This window comes from Xenorhabdus bharatensis (assembly GCF_037996705.1).
In the GTDB taxonomy this organism is placed as follows: domain Bacteria; phylum Pseudomonadota; class Gammaproteobacteria; order Enterobacterales; family Enterobacteriaceae; genus Xenorhabdus; species Xenorhabdus bharatensis.
Window position 1 is genome coordinate 94,519 of record NZ_JBBMXG010000009.1, and the last position, 21,217, is coordinate 115,735.

A 21,217-nucleotide genomic window follows, 5' to 3' on the forward strand; every position below is an offset into this window, starting at 1 on the left:
TCTTTTATACTAAGAGAAGGAATAATTAATCGTGAACTCTTGGGAGGATTTACACGGACGAGACATTTGCAGTCATGATTCTGGCAACTCATTCTTGGTTAAGGGGTAGTGTTAGTAATTTATCGCAACAAAACGGTTAGACAGTACAGGGTGAATATCACTCACAATCAGGTAAACTGAATGCCATATCGTTCATAATTTTCATCATGCGCAGTCAATTGATGAGCAAATTTGCGATACAGCTTTTTCTGTGTGCGCCATAGCCATATGCACACAACCTCACCTTTACTTTTTTTATCTCATCGAAAAGAGGGATGCTATGAAATCACGTGCAGCCGTTGCCTTTGGGCCAAACAGACCACTCGAAATTGTTGAAATTGATGTGGCACCACCGAAAGCCGGTGAAGTACTGATCAAAGTCAGTCATACCGGAGTTTGCCATACGGATGCTTTTACACTTTCAGGTGATGATCCAGAAGGTTTATTCCCGGTTGTGCTCGGGCACGAAGGCGCTGGAGTCGTTATTGAAGTTGGTGAAGGTGTTACCAGTGTTAAACCCGGTGATCATGTCATTCCATTGTATACCGCTGAATGTGGTCAATGTGATTTTTGCCGGTCTGGTAAAACTAACCTCTGTATTGCCGTTCGCGATACTCAGGGAAAAGGTCTGATGCCTGATGGGACAACTCGTTTTTCCTACAACGGCCAACCTGTTTATCACTATATGGGATGTTCCACATTCAGCGAATATACAGTTGTCGCCGAGGTTTCGCTGGCAAAAATCAATCCAGAAGCAAATCATGAACATGTTTGCCTATTAGGTTGTGGCGTAACGACAGGTATCGGTGCTGTACATAATACGGCTAAAGTTCAGCCCGGGGATTCTGTGGCTGTTTTCGGGCTGGGTGGCATCGGGCTTGCTGTCCTTCAGGGAGCACGTCAGGCCAAAGCAGGCCGTATTATTGCTATTGATACCAACCCGACTAAGTTTGAATTAGCCAGACAATTTGGTGCGACAGATTGCATCAATCCCAACGATCATGACAAACCTATTCAGCAGGTTATTCTGGATATGACAAAATGGGGAGTTGACCATACTTTCGAATGTATTGGTAACGTCAACATCATGCGGGCAGCGCTTGAAAGTGCTCATCGTGGTTGGGGTCAGTCAGTCATTATCGGTGTTGCAGGTGCCGGACAGGAGATTTCGACTCGTCCATTCCAGCTTGTTACCGGTCGGACATGGAAAGGAACAGCCTTTGGCGGCGTCAAAGGGCGCAGCCAGCTACCGGGGATGGTTGAAGATGCAATGAAAGGTGAAATTGAGTTGGAACCTTTCGTAACACATAAAATGCCACTGGAAGATATTAATGAAGCCTTTGAACTGATGCATGAAGGTAAATCTATCCGGACGGTAATTCACTACTGATTGCGCAGTCCCATATTCTACCGTTTGAGAGAGAAAAGTAATGGAAAGAATTGAACATCACGCATCCTTTGGCGGATGGCAAGATGTCTACCAACATGAATCCAGTACTCTGAATTGTCAGATGAAGTTTGCAGTTTTTCTGCCACCTCAGATAAAAGACAAGAAATTACCGGTACTGTACTGGCTCTCCGGATTAACCTGTACTGAGCAGAATTTCATTACCAAAGCCGGTGCTCAGCGTTATGCCTCAGAACATGGCATCGTTATCGTTGTTCCTGATACCAGTCCACGAGGAGATGGTATTCCTGACGATCCTGCTTACGATCTTGGAAAAGGAGCCGGATTCTATCTCAATGCGCTGAAACAGCCTTGGGCAACACATTATCAAATGTATGACTACCTTGTTTCAGAGCTGCCTGAATTAATCGAGAAGCAGTTTAATGTTAACGATATACGCGCCATCAGTGGGCACTCTATGGGTGGACATGGCGCATTGGTTATTGCGCTGAGAAACTCGGAACGTTATTGCAGTGTGTCAGCATTTGCGCCAATTGTAGCCCCCAGTCAGGTTCCGTGGGGAGAAAAAGCGTTTTCGGCTTATCTGGGCGAAGATCGATCACTATGGAAACAGTATGATACGGTAGAATTAATTAAAAATGGTGAAGTAAAACAACAGATACCACTTTTGATTGAGCAAGGCACTGGGGACGATTTTCTGAATCGCGAGTTGCGCCCCGACTTATTACTGAATGCCTGTAATGAAGAAAATTACCCGATAACAATCAACTTTCGTCAGGGTTATGATCACAACTACTATTTCATTGCCAGCTTTATTGAGGAGCATATCGTCTATCATGCCGGAGCAATGCAAAAGCGGGCTGAAAGGCGATAAACTTTAACGCCATATCATCTACCTTTCCTGAAAACGGTAAATATCCGCCGCCTTTCTGATACTAAACTGGTTTCCAGCTCATATTTCAGCTTACTGGAAACCAGCCTGACAAAACCATCCAGATAATCTTATCGAAGTCACTCGCCTTTGAATTTAATTTGCGATAGCATCTGCGCCCTTTTTACAATTTTTCGACAATTGAAGATGAGGAAACCTATGTTCATCGGTTTTGACTATGGCACATCAAATTGCGCAGTAGCAGAAATGATCGGAAATACGCCACAGCTGATCGCTATTGAAAATGACAATTTTTATATGCCTTCTGCACTGGCAGCACCAACCCGAGAATCAGTTTCTGAGCACTTGTTCCGCCACAGAAATATTACTCCGGGTTCTCCAGTCGGTGAGCAATTACTCCGCAGCGCAATTACGGCAAATCGTGAGGAAGGTATCGATCTTTTACCTGAAGATATCGTATTCGGTCAGGCTGCATTGACACGATATCTGGAAGATCCTCAGGATACTTATTACGTCAAATCACCAAAATCTTTCCTCGGTGCTATGGGGCTGAGAGAAGTGCAAATCAGCTTTTTCGAAGATCTGGTTTGCGCCATGATGTCCAACATAAAGCAGCAAGTAGAAAATAAAACGCAACAATGTGTTGAGGAAGTCGTTATTGGGCGGCCGGTTAACTTTCACGGACGTGGTGGTGAAAAATCGAACCAGCAGGCCGAATTCATTCTGTTGCAGGCAGCAAAACGAGCAGGCTTTCGCAATATAGAATTCCAATTTGAGCCTGTCGCCGCAGGACTGGAATATGAATCCACCCTGACTGAAAATAACATCGTTTTAGTCGTTGATATTGGCGGCGGAACAACAGACTGCTCGCTCATTCAGATGGGGCCGGACTGGTGTGGTAAATCCGAACGTAATGACAGTTTACTGGCGCACACCGGTCAACGGGTTGGCGGTAACGATCTGGATATCAATCTGACGTTTAAACAATTGATGCACCCTTTTGGCTTAGGCAGTAAATTTTCCTCAGGTATTGATATGCCGCTCACTCAGTTCTGGAACCCGATTGCCATCAATGACGTGCAGGCACAAAAAGAGTTTTACTCTCGCCAGAACCTAACCGCATTAAAATCTTTACACCGAGATGCACAAGAGCCGGAAAAACTGGCACGGTTACTGAAAGTTCACCACGAAACGCTGGGATACAGTCTGGTACGCAGCGCTGAAGAAGCGAAAATCGCACTGTCAAATAACAGTGAATATCGTGCTCAATTAAATTTATTATCAGAAATTATTGAAGTCGATATTCAGCGCGATCAAATGATAACCGCTATCGAATCTACAAAAAATAAAATGACCAGACTCGTCAGCGAGGCAGTGACTCAAGGCGGCATTCAGCCGGATGTCATTTTTATGACCGGTGGTTCAGCCAGTTCTCCTATTCTGCGTCAGGCGGTTGAGCAGGTATTACCGGAAGTGCCTCTGGTCAGTGGTAACTACTTTGGGTCTGTGACGACAGGTCTGGCGCGCTGGGCGAAAGCTTGTTTTTCTTGATATTACGAACCCGTTAATACTTCACTATTTTGAACTCCCCCGTTCAATATGACGGGGGAGTTTATTGACTTGTATACAGGATCAACAATTTTATTTGAGTTTATCTTTCATATCCTGAATTTTCATATCTAAATCGATAAGTCCGTTATCAAACGCTTTCTGATACCATTCAAGTGCTTTTTTCTCATCTTTCGGGACAACCTCACCCAATTCATAAATTATCCCCAGATTTCTCTGAGCTAAAGCCGACAGAGATTCTTCAGCATTCAGATACCATCCCATGGCCTTATTGTGATCTTTTTCTACCCAATTGCCGGTCCAGTAAAGATGACCAATATTTTCTGAGGCCTGAAGGTTCTTTTGCAGAAATGCTTTTGAAAACCATCCCATTGCTATCCAGCCACTTTTCTCTACTCCCAGCCCTTCCATGTATAAATAACCCAGCGCATTCTGGGCGTTAGCATCTTCCTGTTTAGCCGCTTTTTCATACCATTTGTGGGCTAATTTATAATTCTGGTACACTCCGGTACCAGTTCGGTAATAATCGCCCAATTTTACTTGTGATTCGGCATCGCCCTGTTTAGCCGCTTCAGCATACCATTTTGCTGAGTTGGAATAGTTGCTCTGCCCGTTATATCCTTCAGCATAAATCTGGCCCAATATCTTTTGAGCATAGAGATCTCCCTTTTCTGCAGCTTTAACGTACCAACTAATGGCATCATCATAATCTTGTGGTACACCTAATCCATTAAAGTACATATAACCTAAATTAGCCTGCGCAATCGCCTTTCCCCGTCCAGCAGAGCGAATATTCCATTTGTATATATCGCTGTCATCCAGCCCGACATCTAATTCCTCAAGGTAAAGGCCGACAATATTTGACTGTGCATCATTATTTCCCTGCTTAGCCGCTTTGAGAAACCATATAGCTGCTTCTTTGGAGTCCTGTGTTACTCCGAGTCCCTTATGATAAAGAGAAGCCAGATAATATTGTGCCCCTGCATTCCCTTGATTAGCCGCTTTCCTATACCATTTGGCAGCTTCTTTATAATCCTGCTGGACATCTAATCCTTTTTCATACAATCGCCCGGTTTTAAATTGCGCTTGCGTATTACCATCGTTCGCTAATCGTAAACAGGCTGAAAAAGCCCCTTCTTCTATCTGGCAGGGATCCTGGGGTTTACATGCTGTGGTTAATACGCTGAAAACCAGAAAAAAGCCGATACAGAGTAATCGTTCCATGTTGTCGTTCCTAATTGATTATTGTAGAGAGCTTCGTTATTTCCTGAGTTTTTTCATTAATATTTCCACTTTCTTCCCGACGCCTGCCGCTCCGTTTTCCTGCGCTTTTTGATACCAGCCAAGTGCTTTTTCATTATCCTGTGGCACAATTAGGCCTTGTTCATAAATGCGTCCCAGATTTAATTGTGCAGTAGCATCACCTTGTTCAGCCGCCTTGAGAAACCACGCTATCGCTTTTTTACCGTCTTTTTTGACACCATCGCCATTCAGGTAAAGTACACCGATATTATTCGCTGCCAATGTGGAGTTTTGATCTGCTGCCTTCAATAACCATTTCATTGCAGTCTTACTATTTTTTTGAACGCCGATACCATCCATGTAGAAATAACCGATATTAACCTGTGAATCGATGTCTCCTTGCTCAGCCGCTTTCAGATACCACTCAGCCGATTTTTTATAATCTTGTTGCACTCCTAACCCTAATGCGTAATATTCACCCATCACAGCCTGCGCATCTGAATCTCCTTGCTTAGCCGCTTCTGTATACCACCTAGCTGATTTAGAATAGTCTTTTGGTACACCTAATCCATATCTATACAGATAACCAAGATTAAACTGAGCGTCTAAATAGCCCTGCTCAGCCGCTTTAGTGAACCAGTTGGCTGACTCTTCAAAATCTTGTGTAAACCCCAGACCCTTCAGATATAAAACTCCCATATTGAACTGGGCGCTGGAATTCTCTTTTTCAGCAGCAAGAAGATACCATTTAGCTGCCTTCTGATAGTTTTTTCCAACACCTAATCCTTTTTCATAAAAGAGACCCAAGTTATTCTGACCAACTGAATTTCCTTGTTCAGCTGCCTCGGCATACCATTTAGCCGCTTTCTGATAGTCCCGCTCTACGCCCAATCCTTCCTCGTAAAGATATCCGATGCTAACTTGCGCATCAGTACTTCCCAGTTCAGCAGCTCTCAAGTACTGTTTATGCGCTTCCTGATAATCCTGTTCGACACCGGAACCATCAAAATAGAAATCAGCCACATAATACTGAGCGTAGGAATTTCCCTGTTCAGCAGCCGCCCGATACCATTTCATCGCCTGTTGATAATCTTTTTCTACTCCTAATCCATCCCGATAAAGACTGCCAAGATCAGTCTGCGCATCAACATCGCCCTGTTCGGCTGATTGAAGATACCATTTAGCGGCTTTCTGATAGTCTTGTTCTACCCCCAAGCCTTCTTTATATAAATAGGCAATAAAATATTGTGAGTAAGCACTTCCCTGCTCTGCTGCCTGACTGAACCATTTCGCGGCTTCTTTATAATCCTGAGGAGCACCTTTCCCCTTAAAATATAAATACCCGATATTATCCCGCGCATTGGTATTACCTTTTTCTGCTGCCGGCAGATACCATTTAATCGCTTCCTGATAATTCTGTTCTACACCAAAACCTCGTCTATAAAAATCGCCAAGATTATCCTGACTCTTCGTATGCCCCAGTTCAGCGGCCTTGGTATACCATTTGGCGGCTTCCTTATAGCTCTGTTCTACTCCCAGCCCTTTATCATAGAGATATCCGATACTAAATATTGCATCAGGATCACCTTGCTCAGCGGATTGCTTATACCATTTGAGTGCTTCCTGATAATCCTTCTTAACGCCGAATCCATAGTAATAAAACTCCCCCATATAATACTGCGCATAGTGGCTTTTTTGTTCAGCGGAAGCACGGTACCATTTCATTGCCTGTTGATAATCTTGCTCTGTACCCAGCCCATCCTTGTAGAAATCACCCAGTTCAGCCTGCGCATAAGAACTTCCCTGCTCAGCGGCTGCCTGATACCATTTCATCGCCTGCTGATAATCTTGATCTGTACCCAGTCCATCCTTGTAGAAATCACCCAGTTCGACCTGTGCATAGGCATTTCCCTGTTCAGCGGCTACCCGATACCATTTCATGGCCTGTTGATGATCTTTTTCTACACCCAAACCATCCCGATAAAGATTACCAAGATCAAACTGTGCATCGACATCCCCTTGCTCAGCGGCTTTGAGGTACCACTTAACCGATTCCGGATAGTTTTTTTCTACTCCTAGCCCTTCTTTATATAAGTAGGCAATAAAATACTGTGAATAGGCATTCTCCTGTTCAGCGGCCTGACTGAACCACTTCATTGCTTCTTTATAATCCTGAGAAACGCCCATTCCCTTAAAAGAGAAATACCCCAGATGATTCTGAGCATCAACACTGCCCTGCTCAGCCGCAGAGAGATACCATTTGGCGGCTTCCTGATAATTCTGCTCAACTCCCAGCCCCTGATTATAAAGATTGCCGAGACTGACCTGACCGAAAGCATGCCCCTGTTCAGCCGACTGGATATACCACCTTACTGCTTCCTGATAATCCTGCTGTACACCAAACCCTTTTTCATAAAGATACCCCATGTCCACTTGTGCATCAGGATCTCCCTGTTCAGCCGATTTCGCATACCATGTCAGCGCTTCCTGATAATCCTGCTCGACGCCTAATCCTTCCTTATAGTAATACCCTACAAAATACTGGGAATAAGCATTCCCCTGATTAGCACCAGCGAGATACAATTTGAAAGCTTCTTTATAATCCTGCTCCACTCCCCACCCTTTATGGTAGAGACCAGCAAGAGTATTTTGTGCCTCGATATCCCCCTGACCGGCAGCAGTTTTGTATTTTTCAGCCTCTTCCTTATAACGCTCATGAAGATCCGCCTGCGCATCGGTATTTCCCTGCTGAGCAGATTCGGTATACCACCTAATTGCTTCCTGATTATCTAATGGAACTCCTAGTCCTTTTTCATACATTTTCCCAATCTTATATTGTGCAATTGCATCACCTTCATCAGCTAATCTCAGGCAGGTGAGGAAAGAAGATCCATCAACCTGACACGGATCTGCTGGCTTACATGCTGAGATAGAAACAGTCAGAGTGAATAAAAGAGCAAGCAAGGGAACGCGTTCCATGTCTTTAATTCCTTATTTTTGGGAGTTCAGTCGGAGGGCAAAGTGAATACACATTAACAAATATTATATGATGGGGGAATAATACTGATTATTTTAATAGGTGTTAAAAACAGGAGTTTATTATCTTTTTATAAAAACAGTCTACTGAAGAAATAATAATTCAATAAACCAGTGTGAAAAAAAATAATGTAACAGCTAAAAGCAAATCATGAGTCAAAATAGACTGAAATGAACGAGCAAGTTAATTCAACCGCAAACTGGCAGATTATGTTCTATCCAAAACTAGTGAGCCTGTACATCGATCTTTGCACAAGCCCTACAACTTTTCAAAACCATAAGCTAATTTTCTAGCTTATTAAAATTACAAACCTAATTCACTGAGTCCCGGATAATTATCAGGTCGACGACCCAAAGGCCAGTGAAATTTGCGTTCATCTTCATTTATCGGGATATCATTAATACTCGCAAAACGGTTGATCATCATTCCATGTTCATCAAACTCCCAATTTTCATTACCATATGAGCGAAACCAATTACCTGAATCATCATGCCATTCATAGGCATACCTTACAGCAATCCGGTTTCCTTCCACCGCCCATAACTCTTTAATTAACCGATAGCTTTTCTCTTTTATCCATTTTCGGACCAGCCATTTTCTTGCCTCATCTCGGCCATTAACGAACTCTGTTCTATTTCGCCATCTAGTATCTTTGCTGTATGCCAACGCAACTTTATCAGCATCACGTGTATTCCAGCTATCTTCAGCAATACGGACTTTTTGTATAGCTGTTTCATAATTAAATGGAGGAATAGGTAACTTTTTCTCAACGAACACAGACATATTTTCTCCGTACCATTTAGCGAGTAGTAGCAAAAATTAATGGCCTTATAAGCTTTCTTAACTCCATTACAAAAATATGGGTTATTTAATTTTTAGATTAACTGAAGGCCATAAATCCCAATAATATGATATCATGTGAACAGATCTGTACACTTAATCCGAGTGTACAGGTCTGTTCATAGAAAGAAAATATTAGAATTGCATTAAAAATAATATTAATAGAACTTTTTTGAATAACTAAGAAAAAACATCATGAGCAAAAAAGAGCACATCTTAGATATTGCAGAATCACTGTTTAACCAATTTGGCTATAACGCTGTTGGTGTTGATTTGATCAGAGATCAGGCAAATGTATCGAAGACATCCATGTATCGTTACTTTGGTTCTAAAAATAAGCTGATTGAAGGAGTGTTACTCAGACGCCACCAAAGATTTCAACAGGAGCTAACTATTAGTGCATCTTCAACAGAGGGGGTTGAAAACAAAATTAATGCAATCCTCGACTGGCACTTTTCATGGTTTGCCACGGAAGATTTTCAAGGATGCCTGTTCATGCATGCTCTGGCTGAATTTAAAGGGCAAGATGAAGCTATCGTTAAACAGGCTCAACAACATAAGGCATGGATAAAATCCTTGTTACTATCTATTTTCTCAACCGCTCAGGGAAATGCAGAGAACAAAGCAGAAGCACTGATAACATTTATAGAAGGAATGATAATAAGAGCTGAGTTTGGTGAGGTTTCAGGTCAGGAAGAGTATTATCGAACAATGGCACAGCGATTCATTTAGAGCCCTGAATGTGTTTGCCAATTCAAGGTTTTTCGGTCTCTTAGCCAGCAAGCTGACCAAGAGACCGATTACCATAAGAACAAAAAACGTTCAGAGATTACCCTGGTGTTGGGTTAGTTAAAGCTAATTACCTTTTGTCTTTCAAGCTGCTACTTTGCTGGCTTCGTTCACTTCCCCCTGTCACATAGTGCTCTATGCTTCCGGGAGTCTTTCCCTTACCGCCCAATGCAACTCGAAATCCATTAGGTATATTCAAAATAATGAAAATTATTTGTCTAAATAAAAGGCAGTGATAACTCACTCCCCGGTTATCTGACAAAATCTTAATTATAACTTATATTTTTACAACCAAATTAATACACCAGACTCACGATAAAATCAACAAATAAAAGCTCAAATGTTGATTTAGCTACACAATATTCGCGTCTTAATTTAGCCAGCAAAAAACACAACATAGTAAAATTTAATTTATCTAATTGATTTTAATGGATAAAAATTCAATATATTGAATTTATTCCTGAATGTAAAAAAATACGCATATTTTACGAAATTTATTGCATAGATAACGTGAATATGAAAAGTGCTACTGTATAAATATGCGGAATTTATAGTATCCTTTTAATCACGATAAAGTTTAAATTGAAGGCTAACCATCGGCCATTTCATCAATATATACCCATGATTTTCGTGTTGTATTGCGACAGTAAAGGAGTACAGACAACAAAGAAGCAACGTGGAAAACAGTGGATATCGCAGGATGTTATACTATATTAGACCGGATTTTATCGGTGAAATAGCATGGAGAAATGCTCTCCATGCGATTGATTAATGTGCAGCCTTAACAACCCAGCGATTGAATAAATAACGCGAGCCATAGGCAGGAAAGACGTTAAACAAAGCAAAGAAGATTTTAATTAAGATCTGAACTACCATCATCCCAATAATCTGATTAGTAGGAAGTTTTCCGTAGAATGCAACAAAACAGAAAACAAAACTATCAAGGATTGATGCTATAAACGTACTAAAAAATACTCTTAGTGCCAGAAACCGAGAATTTGTCATGTCTTTTAACTTGCACAAGACATATGAATTAACCAGCTCTGAGACTAAAAATGACAATGATGATGCAAAAATCGCCGACAAGATGTGATTCATCAAAGCATTATACTGCTCATTCAAACCCCAGCCCGGAATAGCTGGTAAACTCGTCGATATACTTAATAACGAGACAATAATCAGATTAGAAGCCAGAGACATGTATATGGCTTTTCTTGCCAGACGGAATCCATAAAACTCACTGAGCAAGTCAATAACTAAAAATGAGAACGGATAAATGAAAGTACCCGGAGTCACAATAATATCAAAATACTCAATATAGACAGGCTTCGCTGCTGCTATATTACTGAAAGTATAGAAAATTGTTAGTAACAGGGCGAGAAGTGAATAAACAACCCAAGACTTTTCGTTGCGCTCCTCAATTTCATAGACTGAGGGTGAACTTGGAAAACTAGAGTATATTTTCCTGTAGAGTGATTTCGTTTCGTGACTATCAAAGTCATCTGCTATTTCACTCTTTTCTAACTCCTTCACATTGATTTTTAAAACTTTTCCTGTTGATAAAATTAATACATTGGCTGTATTATCGTAACTGTTAAATCCCAATAATTTATATTTTTTTCCCATACCCAAACCGCTCTTCCATTATATCCCCAATCACTGCAAAATCGTCTGAATTCTCAGCACAAGACTCATTGATATGAAACTTTTTCTGTTTTGGATCGAAACATAATTTAGGGTTGTTGCTCTGATAATTACCTCTTCTGACTATTAATAAATCACCAGCATTATATTTACCCGAAAAATCATTCTCAAGTAAAATAGCGACAACATTAGGGCCAGAACCGAAATAATAAGTTAATTTTCTTCCAACAATAAGTGTGCCAATTTTACTTTGATAAAACTCTTCAGTAACACATTCAGATTGCATAAACAGCGGGACAGCACACGGATTCATATTACCTTCATAAGAAACAATTGCATCAATACGCTCTTTTTCTGCGATATCAATCGCTTCGATCTCACTGTAAGAAATACCAAAAAAATTAGATACTTTTTGGATTGTTGAGGTGTGAACACTTTGTACCCGACCATCTAAGATATTGTAGATTGTTGTTCGATTAAGCCCCGTCCGGTCACAAAGTGACACTCGGGTTTCCCCTCTGGAATCAAGTAAATACTGTAAATTTTTTCTCAGGTATTCCATTTTTTGTTTTTTATACATAGCAATGCCTAGGAAAATATGTAACCATCTAATTTATATGACCTTTTAGAATAAACACTTTTTATTGAATTTCGTAAGAGTAAAGAACACTCTTGCCATAAATGATAAAAAATGATAGCAATTTATTTGCTAACCTTATTATTTAATAATACAACTAAATTGTTTTTTATGGAAAATATTAATTTTTCGGGTTATATTTTGATTAACACCATTAAAAAATAATAATAAAAATACAAAAATAACATTAAATAAAGTGAATATGACTTATGCCAATGCTTTTTATCAAAAATTCGGCCATTCCATCTCAAAATTATTACTTCTATTTAAAGATCAATGAGGAATAACATATAGATATATTGGTTACTATTTACAAAATAAAATTTACCACATGTAAACTATATGAGATAAAAATGAGTTCACTCTATAAAAATAATGAACCTTACTTGAAAGGGTTGATCGCTATGATGGAACATCTCAGCGATCCTTGGGGCATTAAGGATTTAGGGTCCCGTCATATTTATATGAATAAAGCAGCCTATCTATACACCAACACACCTGAAACTTTTGACGTAGAGGGTAAGCTTGATTGTGAATTTCCGGCTCACTGGTCTGAAGATCAATTTGCACAAGATTTAAAAGAACATGACCGGAGAACCGAAGAATCAAAAGACAGGGTTTCCATCATCGAAACCCATTATTGGTATGGAAAAAATAGCCTCGCTCCTTTTATCAGCGAAAAGTTCCCTGTGTACAACGATGAAAAAGAATGTATTGGCATTGTCTGGAATGCCAAGCCACTCAGTAGCCTTTCCCCTCTGAAATATATTAATCAACATAAGCCCAGCGTGTTAACTACAGAGGCTGAGACAGACCTGTTTACCAAAGGGGAACTGGATGTCATCTTTTTAATGTTGCAAAGACGCTCAAGTAAGGAAATAGCTCAGATTTACAATGTCACACCTAAGACAATAGAAAATCGGATATATAACATCTATCAGAAAGCCAATGTCCACTCGCATCAGCAATTTGAGGAATTTTGCCGGCATTTACAATTAGATAGCTATATTCCTGAACGTTTAATTGAGAAAGGCGTTCTATTTATCTAAAAATCAGGGAATGATCGATGGTAGTGATCAAAATTGAACACAGTCCATTATGCCGAGTACCACAACAACAACGTTTATCTTTACTGAGCGTGGCTATCGTCCATATGGGCATGTTAACCGCATTGGATCAGTTTATGTTGGGTGCAGTCCTCGGCAATGCTATGGCACTGACTGATGCATTTATTGCTATTTTTATTGGCAGTCTGATATTTGGCATTGTAACTTTTGGCCTCGGCTTCGCCGGCATGCGTGAAGGCCTATCCGGTAGTTTATTGGCCCGATGGTGTGGCTTTGGACGAATAGGCTCCGTGCTGATCGGCCTTGTTATTGCAGTCAGTTTATTGGGCTGGTTTGGCATTCAGAATGCTATTTTTGCAAAATCTCTAAACTTCGCTTGCGGAGATAAACTTGGCTTTAGTCTGGCGGCAATGATATCCGGTGCTTTATTGACAACTCTTGTCGCTTTTGGTTTTAAAGCATTACGATTCACGGCCAGAATTGCTGTACCCATGTTTATCTTATTAGTTGTTTATATTTACACCACTGTACTGTCTGGTGATTCTGGCCAGAATTGGTATGAAATTATGCAGCTACCTCATTCAGATGAAACTTTATCTATCAGTGCAGGGATCACCATAGTTGTCGGTGGCGCAATTGTTGCCAGTTTGATGACGCCTGATCTGACTCGTTATACCAAATCAGGGCAACATGTTTTTGGGATCACGCTGTTGACGATTATTGCCGGTGAGTTTGTTATTAATGGTCTGGCTATTTTAATCGCGAAAGCACTAAACACATCCGATGTTGTTACCATTATGTCTCAGGCTGCGGGCGGTGCGGGTCTGTTCGTGGTCGTATTTTCAACCTTAAGAGTGAATGACCTGAATCTATACTCTTCATCATTGGGAGTTATCAATGCTGTCGAAGGGATTACTGGAAAAAAACTACGCTACCCTCCAACAACAATAGTGATTGGAATATTGGGAACCCTATTTTCTATTCTGGGTATTCTGGATCGATTTGTGGATTTTCTGACTGTACTCGGCGTTGTCTTCCCGCCAATTTTAGGAGTCATGTTGGTTGATTACTATATTTTGCGTTCTTATCGAAAGGTATTGGATGAAAGTAGACAGAAAGGGCAACTTCCGCCAAAAACACCAGTTATAGGCTGGGCAGCTATTATCGCCAGTCTCGTTGGCAGTATTATTGGATTAACCGTTGAATGGGGGATACCAGCACTTAATTCATTATTAATAGCAAGTGGCGTTTACTGGTTCACTAAATCTGCTTTTAAACGCTTACCCTAATTCTCCCCAGATATTGCTCCCTAATAAGGGAGCAATTTAATTCTTGTCTTCCAATTTTTTCTTTTACCCCGAACATTATTTTTAAGTTCATGTAATAGACAATTTCAGCTCTTACTGTGCTTTTCAGCATATGTGCCACTATTAACCCATTGATGGTCTGCTTCCCATGTAAACAACCACTTACGCGTAGGCCCAGCCATGACGTTCAGATAATAGCTATCATATCCGGCTAGTGTTGCTACAGGATGATACCCTTTCGGAACCATCACGACATCTTTGTTATACACTGCCATTGTTTCATCTAATAAGCGATCATCAGTATAAACACGCTGTAAACAAAAACCCTGCGGTGGGTTCAGACGATGGTAGTAAGTCTCCTCCAAATAGGTTTCATGAGGTTCATTATCGGTGTCATGTTTATGGCTGGGATAAGAGCTGCTACAACCTTCATCAGTATAAACCTCCACCACCAATAAACTATCAGCTGGCTGGTGATCAGGAAGAATGTTATGAACATAACGACGATTATTCCCATTACCCCGTTGTTCAGCCCCTATATCCTGCGGTGTAATTAATCGGGTCGGATGATTCCCTTTCCCTTTAGCCTGACAAACCGCTAGCTCAAGATGGGTTTGAGCGATAATTTCTATCACCTCATGTGGCGCGATATAGACAGCATAAGGTTTTTTACGTTCAAACGGACTCATACGATCGCCAATTTGTTCAAATCGATGTTGAGCCGTACTCACTGTTGCTTTTCCTGCAACTAACACCAGACAGGTTTCGTTCTCCGAAGCCGCCAATGTTATTGACTCCCCCGTATCCAGCTCATAAACATCAAAATGAACATATCCCCAGTGTGCGATTTCTGGCGAGATATGTTGTGTCCGCTTGTTTTGATCGGGTTTATGATATTTTGACAGCAGCTTAGACATGCAATCTACCTCAAGGTCACTTTTTAATTTCAGTGTTCACATCAACCCAGCATCTTTAGCAAGCCGATGTAAATTTTTATACCCCAATGTGGCGTAAGTCAGCGGGTGTGCAACAGCAGGGTCCTGCTCTGCTTCAACAACCAGCCAGCCGTGATAGCCGTTGTTTTTCAATGTATTGAAAATATCAGAATAATTTACACAACCATCGCCCGGTACAGTAAAAACACCGCTCAGCACTGCATCCAGAAAACTGGTTTTCCGGTTTTTAACATCTTTCAGTACCTCCGGCCGTATATCTTTGCAATGTACGTGGTTAATGCGTTTACCCCAGCGTTTTGCCACAGTCAGCGGATCATCTCCGGCAAAGGTTAAATGCCCGGTATCCAGTAACAGCCCAACTTCTTTACCCGTGTTTTCCATCAGATGATTAATGTCTTCAGCACTTTCAATCACTGTTCCCATATGGTGGTGATAAGCTATCTGAACCCCATGAGACTGAGTATAACGGGCAAATTCTGTTAATTTTTCTCCATACTCCTGCCAACGCTCTGCCGGAAAAAGGGGGCGTAAATACACGGGCTTACTCTGATCTCCGTGTATACTGTCTGTCACTTCGGCAAAAACCATCACCGTCGCGCCCAATTCACGCAGCAGCGTTAAATGTGGCTGAACAGCTGTAATTTCTTCCTCGACACTGCGTGTCAACAATTGCCCGGAATACCAGCCAGATACCAATTTCAGATAATGGGTGGCCAGAATAGGCCCTAATATCTGCGCTTGGCGGGGGAATTTATTACCCAATTCAAAACCCGCAAACCCTGCCTGACGCCCTTCTGATAGACAGGTTTCCAAAGAGGTTTCTGCTCCCAGAGAAGGCAGATCATCATTAGTCCATGTCAGAGGGTTGATGCCAAGTTGAACGGTCATGACGGTTCTCCTGTATGTTGAGGATTCAGTTCTTCTTTTGCTTTTTTTCCATCACGCTGACGCCAGTTGTTAATCAGATCGTGGTAGTTCTTTTTTACTTGTAGAACAAGTGTCTGATCATCTATTTCGCCAGCCAGCCATTTTTGTGATGCTTTGCCGAATAGTGTTCGACCAACGGCAAACCCTTTAACAATGGATTTACCTGCTGCCGCATTGAAACCTGCCTTGAGTGTTTTTGCAGGTGCATCCAGTCCCAGAATCACAACTCCGCGACAATCAGGATCCCGTTGCATAATCAAATCTTCAATCTGATCCCACGTTGTTGATTGCATGGGAGGCAATTTCCACCAGTCAGGCTTGATACCAAGATTGTAGAAACGCTTTAGTGCACGTAGATAAAATTCATCTGAGCGTGTCATTCCGGATGGCAAGATCACCTCTAAGAGTAGCTCATGGCCTGACCGGCAACAGGCTGCATAAACTTCCTTCACTATTTCTTCCTGCTCCAGACGCAACGTACTGTTATCTTCAGGGTGGAAGAACACCAGACATTTCACGATATGTTCCAATGGCCAACTGACCAGCTGGGAACCGATATTTCCATGTTCTAAACAGAGTGGACGGGAGCCGGGTAGTTCAATCGGACGTCCTATCCATAATCCCTGCCCGGTCGCAGCATCAAGAACGTCCTGTCCAAAAGTACTGTCACATAATATGCCTGAGTGACCTTTCAGATTAGTTTCTGCACTCACTTCCTGACTGGCTTGGAATAGCAGTTTTTTCAGAGGTGGAATGAGATCAAAACTGGCATTCACTTCACGTGCCATTTCAACAAACTGAATCCGGTGGTCAAATGCCATGATACACAGTTCCTGCCACTGCTTATGACGGCTACTCACGCGATGAAGATGATTCAGGTGGATATCTAAATCAGGGCGATAACCTGTTGCTGTTGGCGCAAATTTTTCTGCTCGCACGATATAGTTATCCAGTTCAGCCTTATCCGGCATTGCAGGCGCACAGCCATGTCGTGAAACAACCAAAGCGCCACAGGCATTTGCATAAGCACAACTTTGTTCCCAACTTTCGTTATTCAGATACCCTCGCAATAGACCAGACATAAATGCATCACCCGCTCCCAACACGTTCAGTATTTCTACTTTAACGCCTTGAATAGTCAGCCCTTTATCAAGTTTTTCAGGGATATCTCCGGTAAATACAGAACACCCTAGTGCCCCACGTTTACAGACCAGAGTGGCAGAACTCAGTTTCCTGATATTGCGTAAGGCATCTAAGGTATTTTTAGAACCACCAGCAATATGAAACTCTTCTTCTGTACCGACTATCAGATCAAATTGAGAGAGTACTTCCTGTAATTGAGCAGTAACCTGCTCTGAAGCGATATAGCGGGTTTCGCCATCACCCAGCGATGTCAGCCCCCACAAAACAGGTCGATAATCGATATCAATAACAGTTCTTACACCATTGCGACGGGCATATTGTAATGCAGTCAGCACAGCATCTCTGGTTTTCGGATGAGACAGATGGGTTCCGGTAATCGCCAAGCAACGGGCAGAAGCAATATATTCCTCACTGAAATCATCACGGGTAATCGCCATGTCAGCGCAATTGTCACGGTAGAAAATCAGCGGAAAAGTTTCTTTATCTTTTATACCGAGTAACACCAAAGCTGTAAGACGCTCTTTATCAGTAATTAAATGGCTGGTATCGCATCCTACCCTCTCCAGCTCTTCACGTAGAAAACGCCCCATATGTTCATCGCCGACTCTGGCCAGCATGGACGATTTTAATCCCTGACACGCTGTACCATAAGCTACGTTGCCAGAAGAGCCACCCAGATATTTAGAGAAACTGCTCATGTCCTCCAAACGTGACCCTATCTGCTGACCATATAAATCGACCGCAATACGTCCCATACAGATAACATCAAACTTTTTATGTTGCTCCATCGCTCCACCTCTTACCAATGTGCGTTTTGCTAACTTATGTTGCTAACCCATATATGTCGCTAACTGCGAGATTTAATTAATTTCAGTGACGTTAACCCAACGTTTTTGTTCATGAGAGCAGACAATAGCATCCAGAATACGAGAGACTTTCCAGCCTTCGGTAAAATCAGGCCAGAGGTCTCGATCCAATGCGATACCATCAACTAAGTCTTTCACTTCCACTGTTTTCTGGTCATTAAAGCCAATGCCATGCCCGGCACCATGACAAAAAGGCGCATAATCTGGATGTTCCGGCCCGACCAAAATGGTTTTGAAACCCTGACGATTGGCCGGTTCATCGTGCCGGTATAGTTTCAGCTCAGCCATTCGTTCCTGAGTAAAACTCAGAGTGCCTTTAGTTCCTGTTACGATATAAGTCAGCCCCATCTTTCGGCCACAGGCAATGCGGGAAGTTTCAATCACGCCTGTAGCCCCACTATCAAAACGTACCATTGCATGAGCCTGATCTTCGTTTTCAACGGGGATCAATACAGAAGAACCGGATATTTCAGGGCGTGCTTTCACAATTGTTTTCATATCACCACAAACAGTTGTGATATCCCCCACCAGATATTGCGCCATATTGATAATATGTGCGCCAAGATCACCCAATGCCCCCAAACCGGCTTGATCCTTAAAGCAGTGCCAATGAATCGGATTCAGAGGATCAGCCATATAATCTTCATTATGTGTACCGTAAAAATGCACTACGTTGCCAATCTCACCATTCGATATAATCTCTTTAGCCAATTGCGCAGTCGGGTTTTTCATATAGTTAAACCCCACCAGTGTCTTCACTCCGGCAATAGTGGCAGCAGCGACCATCTGTTTTGCATCATGGGAATTCAAGGCCAGTGGTTTTTCGCAATAAATATGTTTTCCGTGCTTAATAGCTTCTAACGCCATTTCTTTGTGCAAAAAATTTGGTGTACATATATCAACAACATCAATATCAGGATCAGAAACCAGTTCTCGCCAATCGCCCGTTGAGCGTAGAAAACCGAGTTCGTTTGCATGAGTCTGAGCAAGCTCCGGCGTGATCCCGGCAATCATGTCACGTACTAATTTTCCTTTTAATGGAAATACCGTTGGTGCTTGCGCATAAGCTATAGCATGGGCACGCCCGATATAGCCCGCACCAATCAAGCCAATCCGAATCTCTTTCATATTATTTGGATTCCATCACTCAGGTTTTCTAGGCACTTTCACTATGAACAGAGCGCTTAAACAATGCCTTACTGATTTGATAAACGACATATCCCAGAATTCCGGCTGCAAACAGATAGTAAAGTGTCATTACATAATTCGGCACATTCTGAGCCAGAAAAACATACATTGAGATAGCAGCCAGTGTAATTAACCATCCCATAGGCTTCACCATTGACCACGGGGTAATATCCACCTGTTTTGTATACACTTCCTCATAACTTTCAGCAGGGAAGAAATAACCGATTATCAGCATAAAAATGACATTCAACACAAATAAGATGCCGACCAGATGGAAGAAATGGATATCAATATGCAGGATAAAGTTACAAACAATATATGCTGACATACCAAACAGCAGCCCCAGCTTTGCTGCTATCGGAGGAACACGTTTTGTCATCAACCCGACCAGAACGACACTGAGAATGGGAGCATTAAAAATCCCCTGTAATTGTTGGATCAGGTAAAACAAACCATCAGGTGCATTCGCAACGAGCGGAGCGATCAGCATGGTGACCAACGCCAGAGCAATACCCAAATATTTTCCTACAGCAACACTTCGAGCTTCACTGGCATTCGGGTTAATTCTTTGTTTGTAAATATTGACAGTAAATAAAGTAACAGAGGAGTTCAGGCCACCACTGAATGTAGAAAATACCGCCCCAACAACCACCGCCGCAAAAAAGCCAACCAGAATTTTAGGCAAAACTAATTGTACTAATGCGGGATAGGCATTATCCGGGTTATCTATTTGCCCATTGAAAATATGGAATGCAATCACACCCGGCAAAATAATAATAGAAGGAATAAGTAGTTTTAACACAGCACACAACATTACTCCTTTTTGCCCTTCCGCCAGATTCTTCGCACCCAGTGATTTTTGTACAATGGATTGGTTGGTACACCAAAAGAACATATTGGAAATGATCAATCCGGTAAACAGGGTTGAAAATGGAACAAGTGAATCTTCACTACCAATGGAGTTGAATTTATCAGGATGAGCCTGATAAACATCGGTCAGGCCTTGCCAGGCACTGCCATCCCCGACATACAGTAAGGCAAAAACAGTAACGATGCCTCCGCCGATAATTAGCCCGATACCGTTGATAGTGTCAGCTACTGCAATCGCTTTAATGCCGCCAAAAATAGCGTAAATTGCGCCCAGACCGCCAACACCCCAAACCATAATCCATAACGCGGTCGTTTTATCGACATTGAATACCTGAGAAACCTGAAACAAACTTTCCAGTGCAATAGCGCCGGTATATAACACGATAGGCAATAACGAAATAACATACATGGCCAGAAATAAAAGAGAAGTAATTAACAAAGTATTTTTGTCAAATCGCCGTTCTAAATATTCTGGAATTGTTGATATCCCCAATTTTAAATATTTGGGCAGGAAATAAATGGCAAACAGGACAATAGTTAAGGCAGCTATAACTTCCCATGCCATAACAATAAATCCCGTTCTGAATGCCAACCCATTTAAACCAACCAGATGTTCTGTAGACAGATTCATTAATAACATGGAGCTACCGATATAAACTCCGGTCAGAGAGCGCCCACCAAGAAAATAACCTTCAGTGGAATCAATTAAATGTTTATTCCTTGTTTTATAATAAGCAATCCCTGCCACCAGCAGGGTGAAACCAATAAAAGAAAGAAAAGCTGACATGTAATGTTC

At 41.8% G+C, this 21,217-nt stretch carries 16 protein-coding genes; 6 read left to right on the forward strand and 10 right to left on the reverse strand.

Translation table 11 applies throughout. From position 1 onward, the window contains the following. Positions 1-319: 319 nt before the first annotated feature. From AAC855_RS10390 to yegD, 3 genes are all read left to right on the forward strand, one after another. Entirely contained in the window at positions 320-1,429 is a 1,110-nt protein-coding gene (locus AAC855_RS10390; RefSeq protein ID WP_340609477.1) for an S-(hydroxymethyl)glutathione dehydrogenase/class III alcohol dehydrogenase, read from the forward strand. A gap of 40 nt (positions 1,430-1,469) precedes the next feature. Further along, on the forward strand, positions 1,470-2,321 hold the full coding sequence (gene fghA, locus AAC855_RS10395; RefSeq protein ID WP_340609479.1) for an S-formylglutathione hydrolase: 852 nt from the start codon (positions 1,470-1,472) through the stop codon (positions 2,319-2,321). A gap of 216 nt (positions 2,322-2,537) precedes the next feature. Continuing rightward, entirely contained in the window at positions 2,538-3,890 is a 1,353-nt protein-coding gene (gene yegD / locus AAC855_RS10400; RefSeq protein ID WP_340609480.1) for a molecular chaperone, read from the forward strand. Positions 3,891-3,980: 90 nt separating this feature from the next. On the opposite strand, the gene AAC855_RS10405 is transcribed toward yegD, so the two are convergent. The 3 genes from AAC855_RS10405 to AAC855_RS10415 all read right to left on the reverse strand — a co-directional run bounded on the left by AAC855_RS10405 (position 3,981) and on the right by AAC855_RS10415 (position 8,970). Further along, on the reverse strand, positions 3,981-5,132 hold the full coding sequence (locus AAC855_RS10405) for a tetratricopeptide repeat protein (protein ID WP_340609481.1): 1,152 nt from the start codon (positions 5,130-5,132) through the stop codon (positions 3,981-3,983). Between the two features lie 36 nt (positions 5,133-5,168). After that, positions 5,169-8,129 carry an SEL1-like repeat protein gene (locus AAC855_RS10410; protein WP_340609482.1) on the reverse strand — a complete coding sequence of 987 codons (2,961 nt, stop codon included), beginning with the start codon at positions 8,127-8,129 and terminating at the stop codon, positions 5,169-5,171. A 361-nt stretch (positions 8,130-8,490) separates the two neighbouring features. Further along, positions 8,491-8,970 (reverse strand): nuclear transport factor 2 family protein, encoded by a 480-nt coding sequence (locus AAC855_RS10415; RefSeq protein ID WP_340609483.1) that lies wholly within the window; start codon positions 8,968-8,970, stop codon positions 8,491-8,493. Between the two features lie 252 nt (positions 8,971-9,222). Here AAC855_RS10415 and AAC855_RS10420 point away from each other — a divergent pair, with 252 nt between their 5' ends. After that, positions 9,223-9,759 (forward strand): TetR/AcrR family transcriptional regulator, encoded by a 537-nt coding sequence (locus tag AAC855_RS10420; protein WP_340609485.1) that lies wholly within the window; start codon positions 9,223-9,225, stop codon positions 9,757-9,759. An 825-nt stretch (positions 9,760-10,584) separates the two neighbouring features. Here AAC855_RS10420 and AAC855_RS10425 read toward each other — a convergent pair. Both AAC855_RS10425 and AAC855_RS10430 read right to left on the reverse strand, forming a co-directional pair. Further along, positions 10,585-11,442 (reverse strand): queuosine precursor transporter, encoded by an 858-nt coding sequence (locus AAC855_RS10425; RefSeq protein ID WP_340609486.1) that lies wholly within the window; start codon positions 11,440-11,442, stop codon positions 10,585-10,587. Continuing rightward, entirely contained in the window at positions 11,426-12,040 is a 615-nt protein-coding gene (locus AAC855_RS10430) for a helix-turn-helix domain-containing protein (protein ID WP_340609487.1), read from the reverse strand. Before AAC855_RS10430 ends, AAC855_RS10425 begins: the two co-directional genes overlap by 17 nt. A 410-nt stretch (positions 12,041-12,450) precedes the next feature. Here AAC855_RS10430 and AAC855_RS10435 point away from each other — a divergent pair, with 410 nt between their 5' ends. Then, positions 12,451-13,146, forward strand: a complete 696-nt coding sequence (locus AAC855_RS10435) for a helix-turn-helix transcriptional regulator (protein WP_340609488.1) — start codon at positions 12,451-12,453, stop codon at positions 13,144-13,146. Positions 13,147-13,169: 23 nt separating this feature from the next. Beyond that, positions 13,170-14,453 (forward strand): cytosine permease, encoded by a 1,284-nt coding sequence (locus tag AAC855_RS10440; protein ID WP_340609576.1) that lies wholly within the window; start codon positions 13,170-13,172, stop codon positions 14,451-14,453. Between the two features lie 104 nt (positions 14,454-14,557). Here AAC855_RS10440 and iolB read toward each other — a convergent pair whose 3' ends face one another. From iolB to AAC855_RS10465, 5 genes are all read right to left on the reverse strand, one after another. Continuing rightward, on the reverse strand, positions 14,558-15,388 hold the full coding sequence (gene iolB / locus AAC855_RS10445; protein WP_340609489.1) for a 5-deoxy-glucuronate isomerase: 831 nt from the start codon (positions 15,386-15,388) through the stop codon (positions 14,558-14,560). A 36-nt stretch (positions 15,389-15,424) separates the two neighbouring features. Further along, positions 15,425-16,315, reverse strand: coding sequence for a myo-inosose-2 dehydratase (gene iolE, locus AAC855_RS10450; RefSeq protein WP_340609490.1), 891 nt, complete (start codon positions 16,313-16,315; stop codon positions 15,425-15,427). Next, positions 16,312-18,285 carry a bifunctional 5-dehydro-2-deoxygluconokinase/5-dehydro-2-deoxyphosphogluconate aldolase gene (locus tag AAC855_RS10455; protein WP_340609491.1) on the reverse strand — a complete coding sequence of 658 codons (1,974 nt, stop codon included), beginning with the start codon at positions 18,283-18,285 and terminating at the stop codon, positions 16,312-16,314. The genes iolE and AAC855_RS10455 overlap by 4 nt, the downstream gene beginning before the upstream one ends. Before the next feature lie 72 nt (positions 18,286-18,357). Then, positions 18,358-19,491 (reverse strand): Gfo/Idh/MocA family protein, encoded by a 1,134-nt coding sequence (locus tag AAC855_RS10460; protein WP_340609493.1) that lies wholly within the window; start codon positions 19,489-19,491, stop codon positions 18,358-18,360. Positions 19,492-19,519: 28 nt separating this feature from the next. Beyond that, positions 19,520-21,208, reverse strand: coding sequence for a solute:sodium symporter family transporter (locus AAC855_RS10465; protein ID WP_340609494.1), 1,689 nt, complete (start codon positions 21,206-21,208; stop codon positions 19,520-19,522). Positions 21,209-21,217 lie beyond the last annotated feature (9 nt).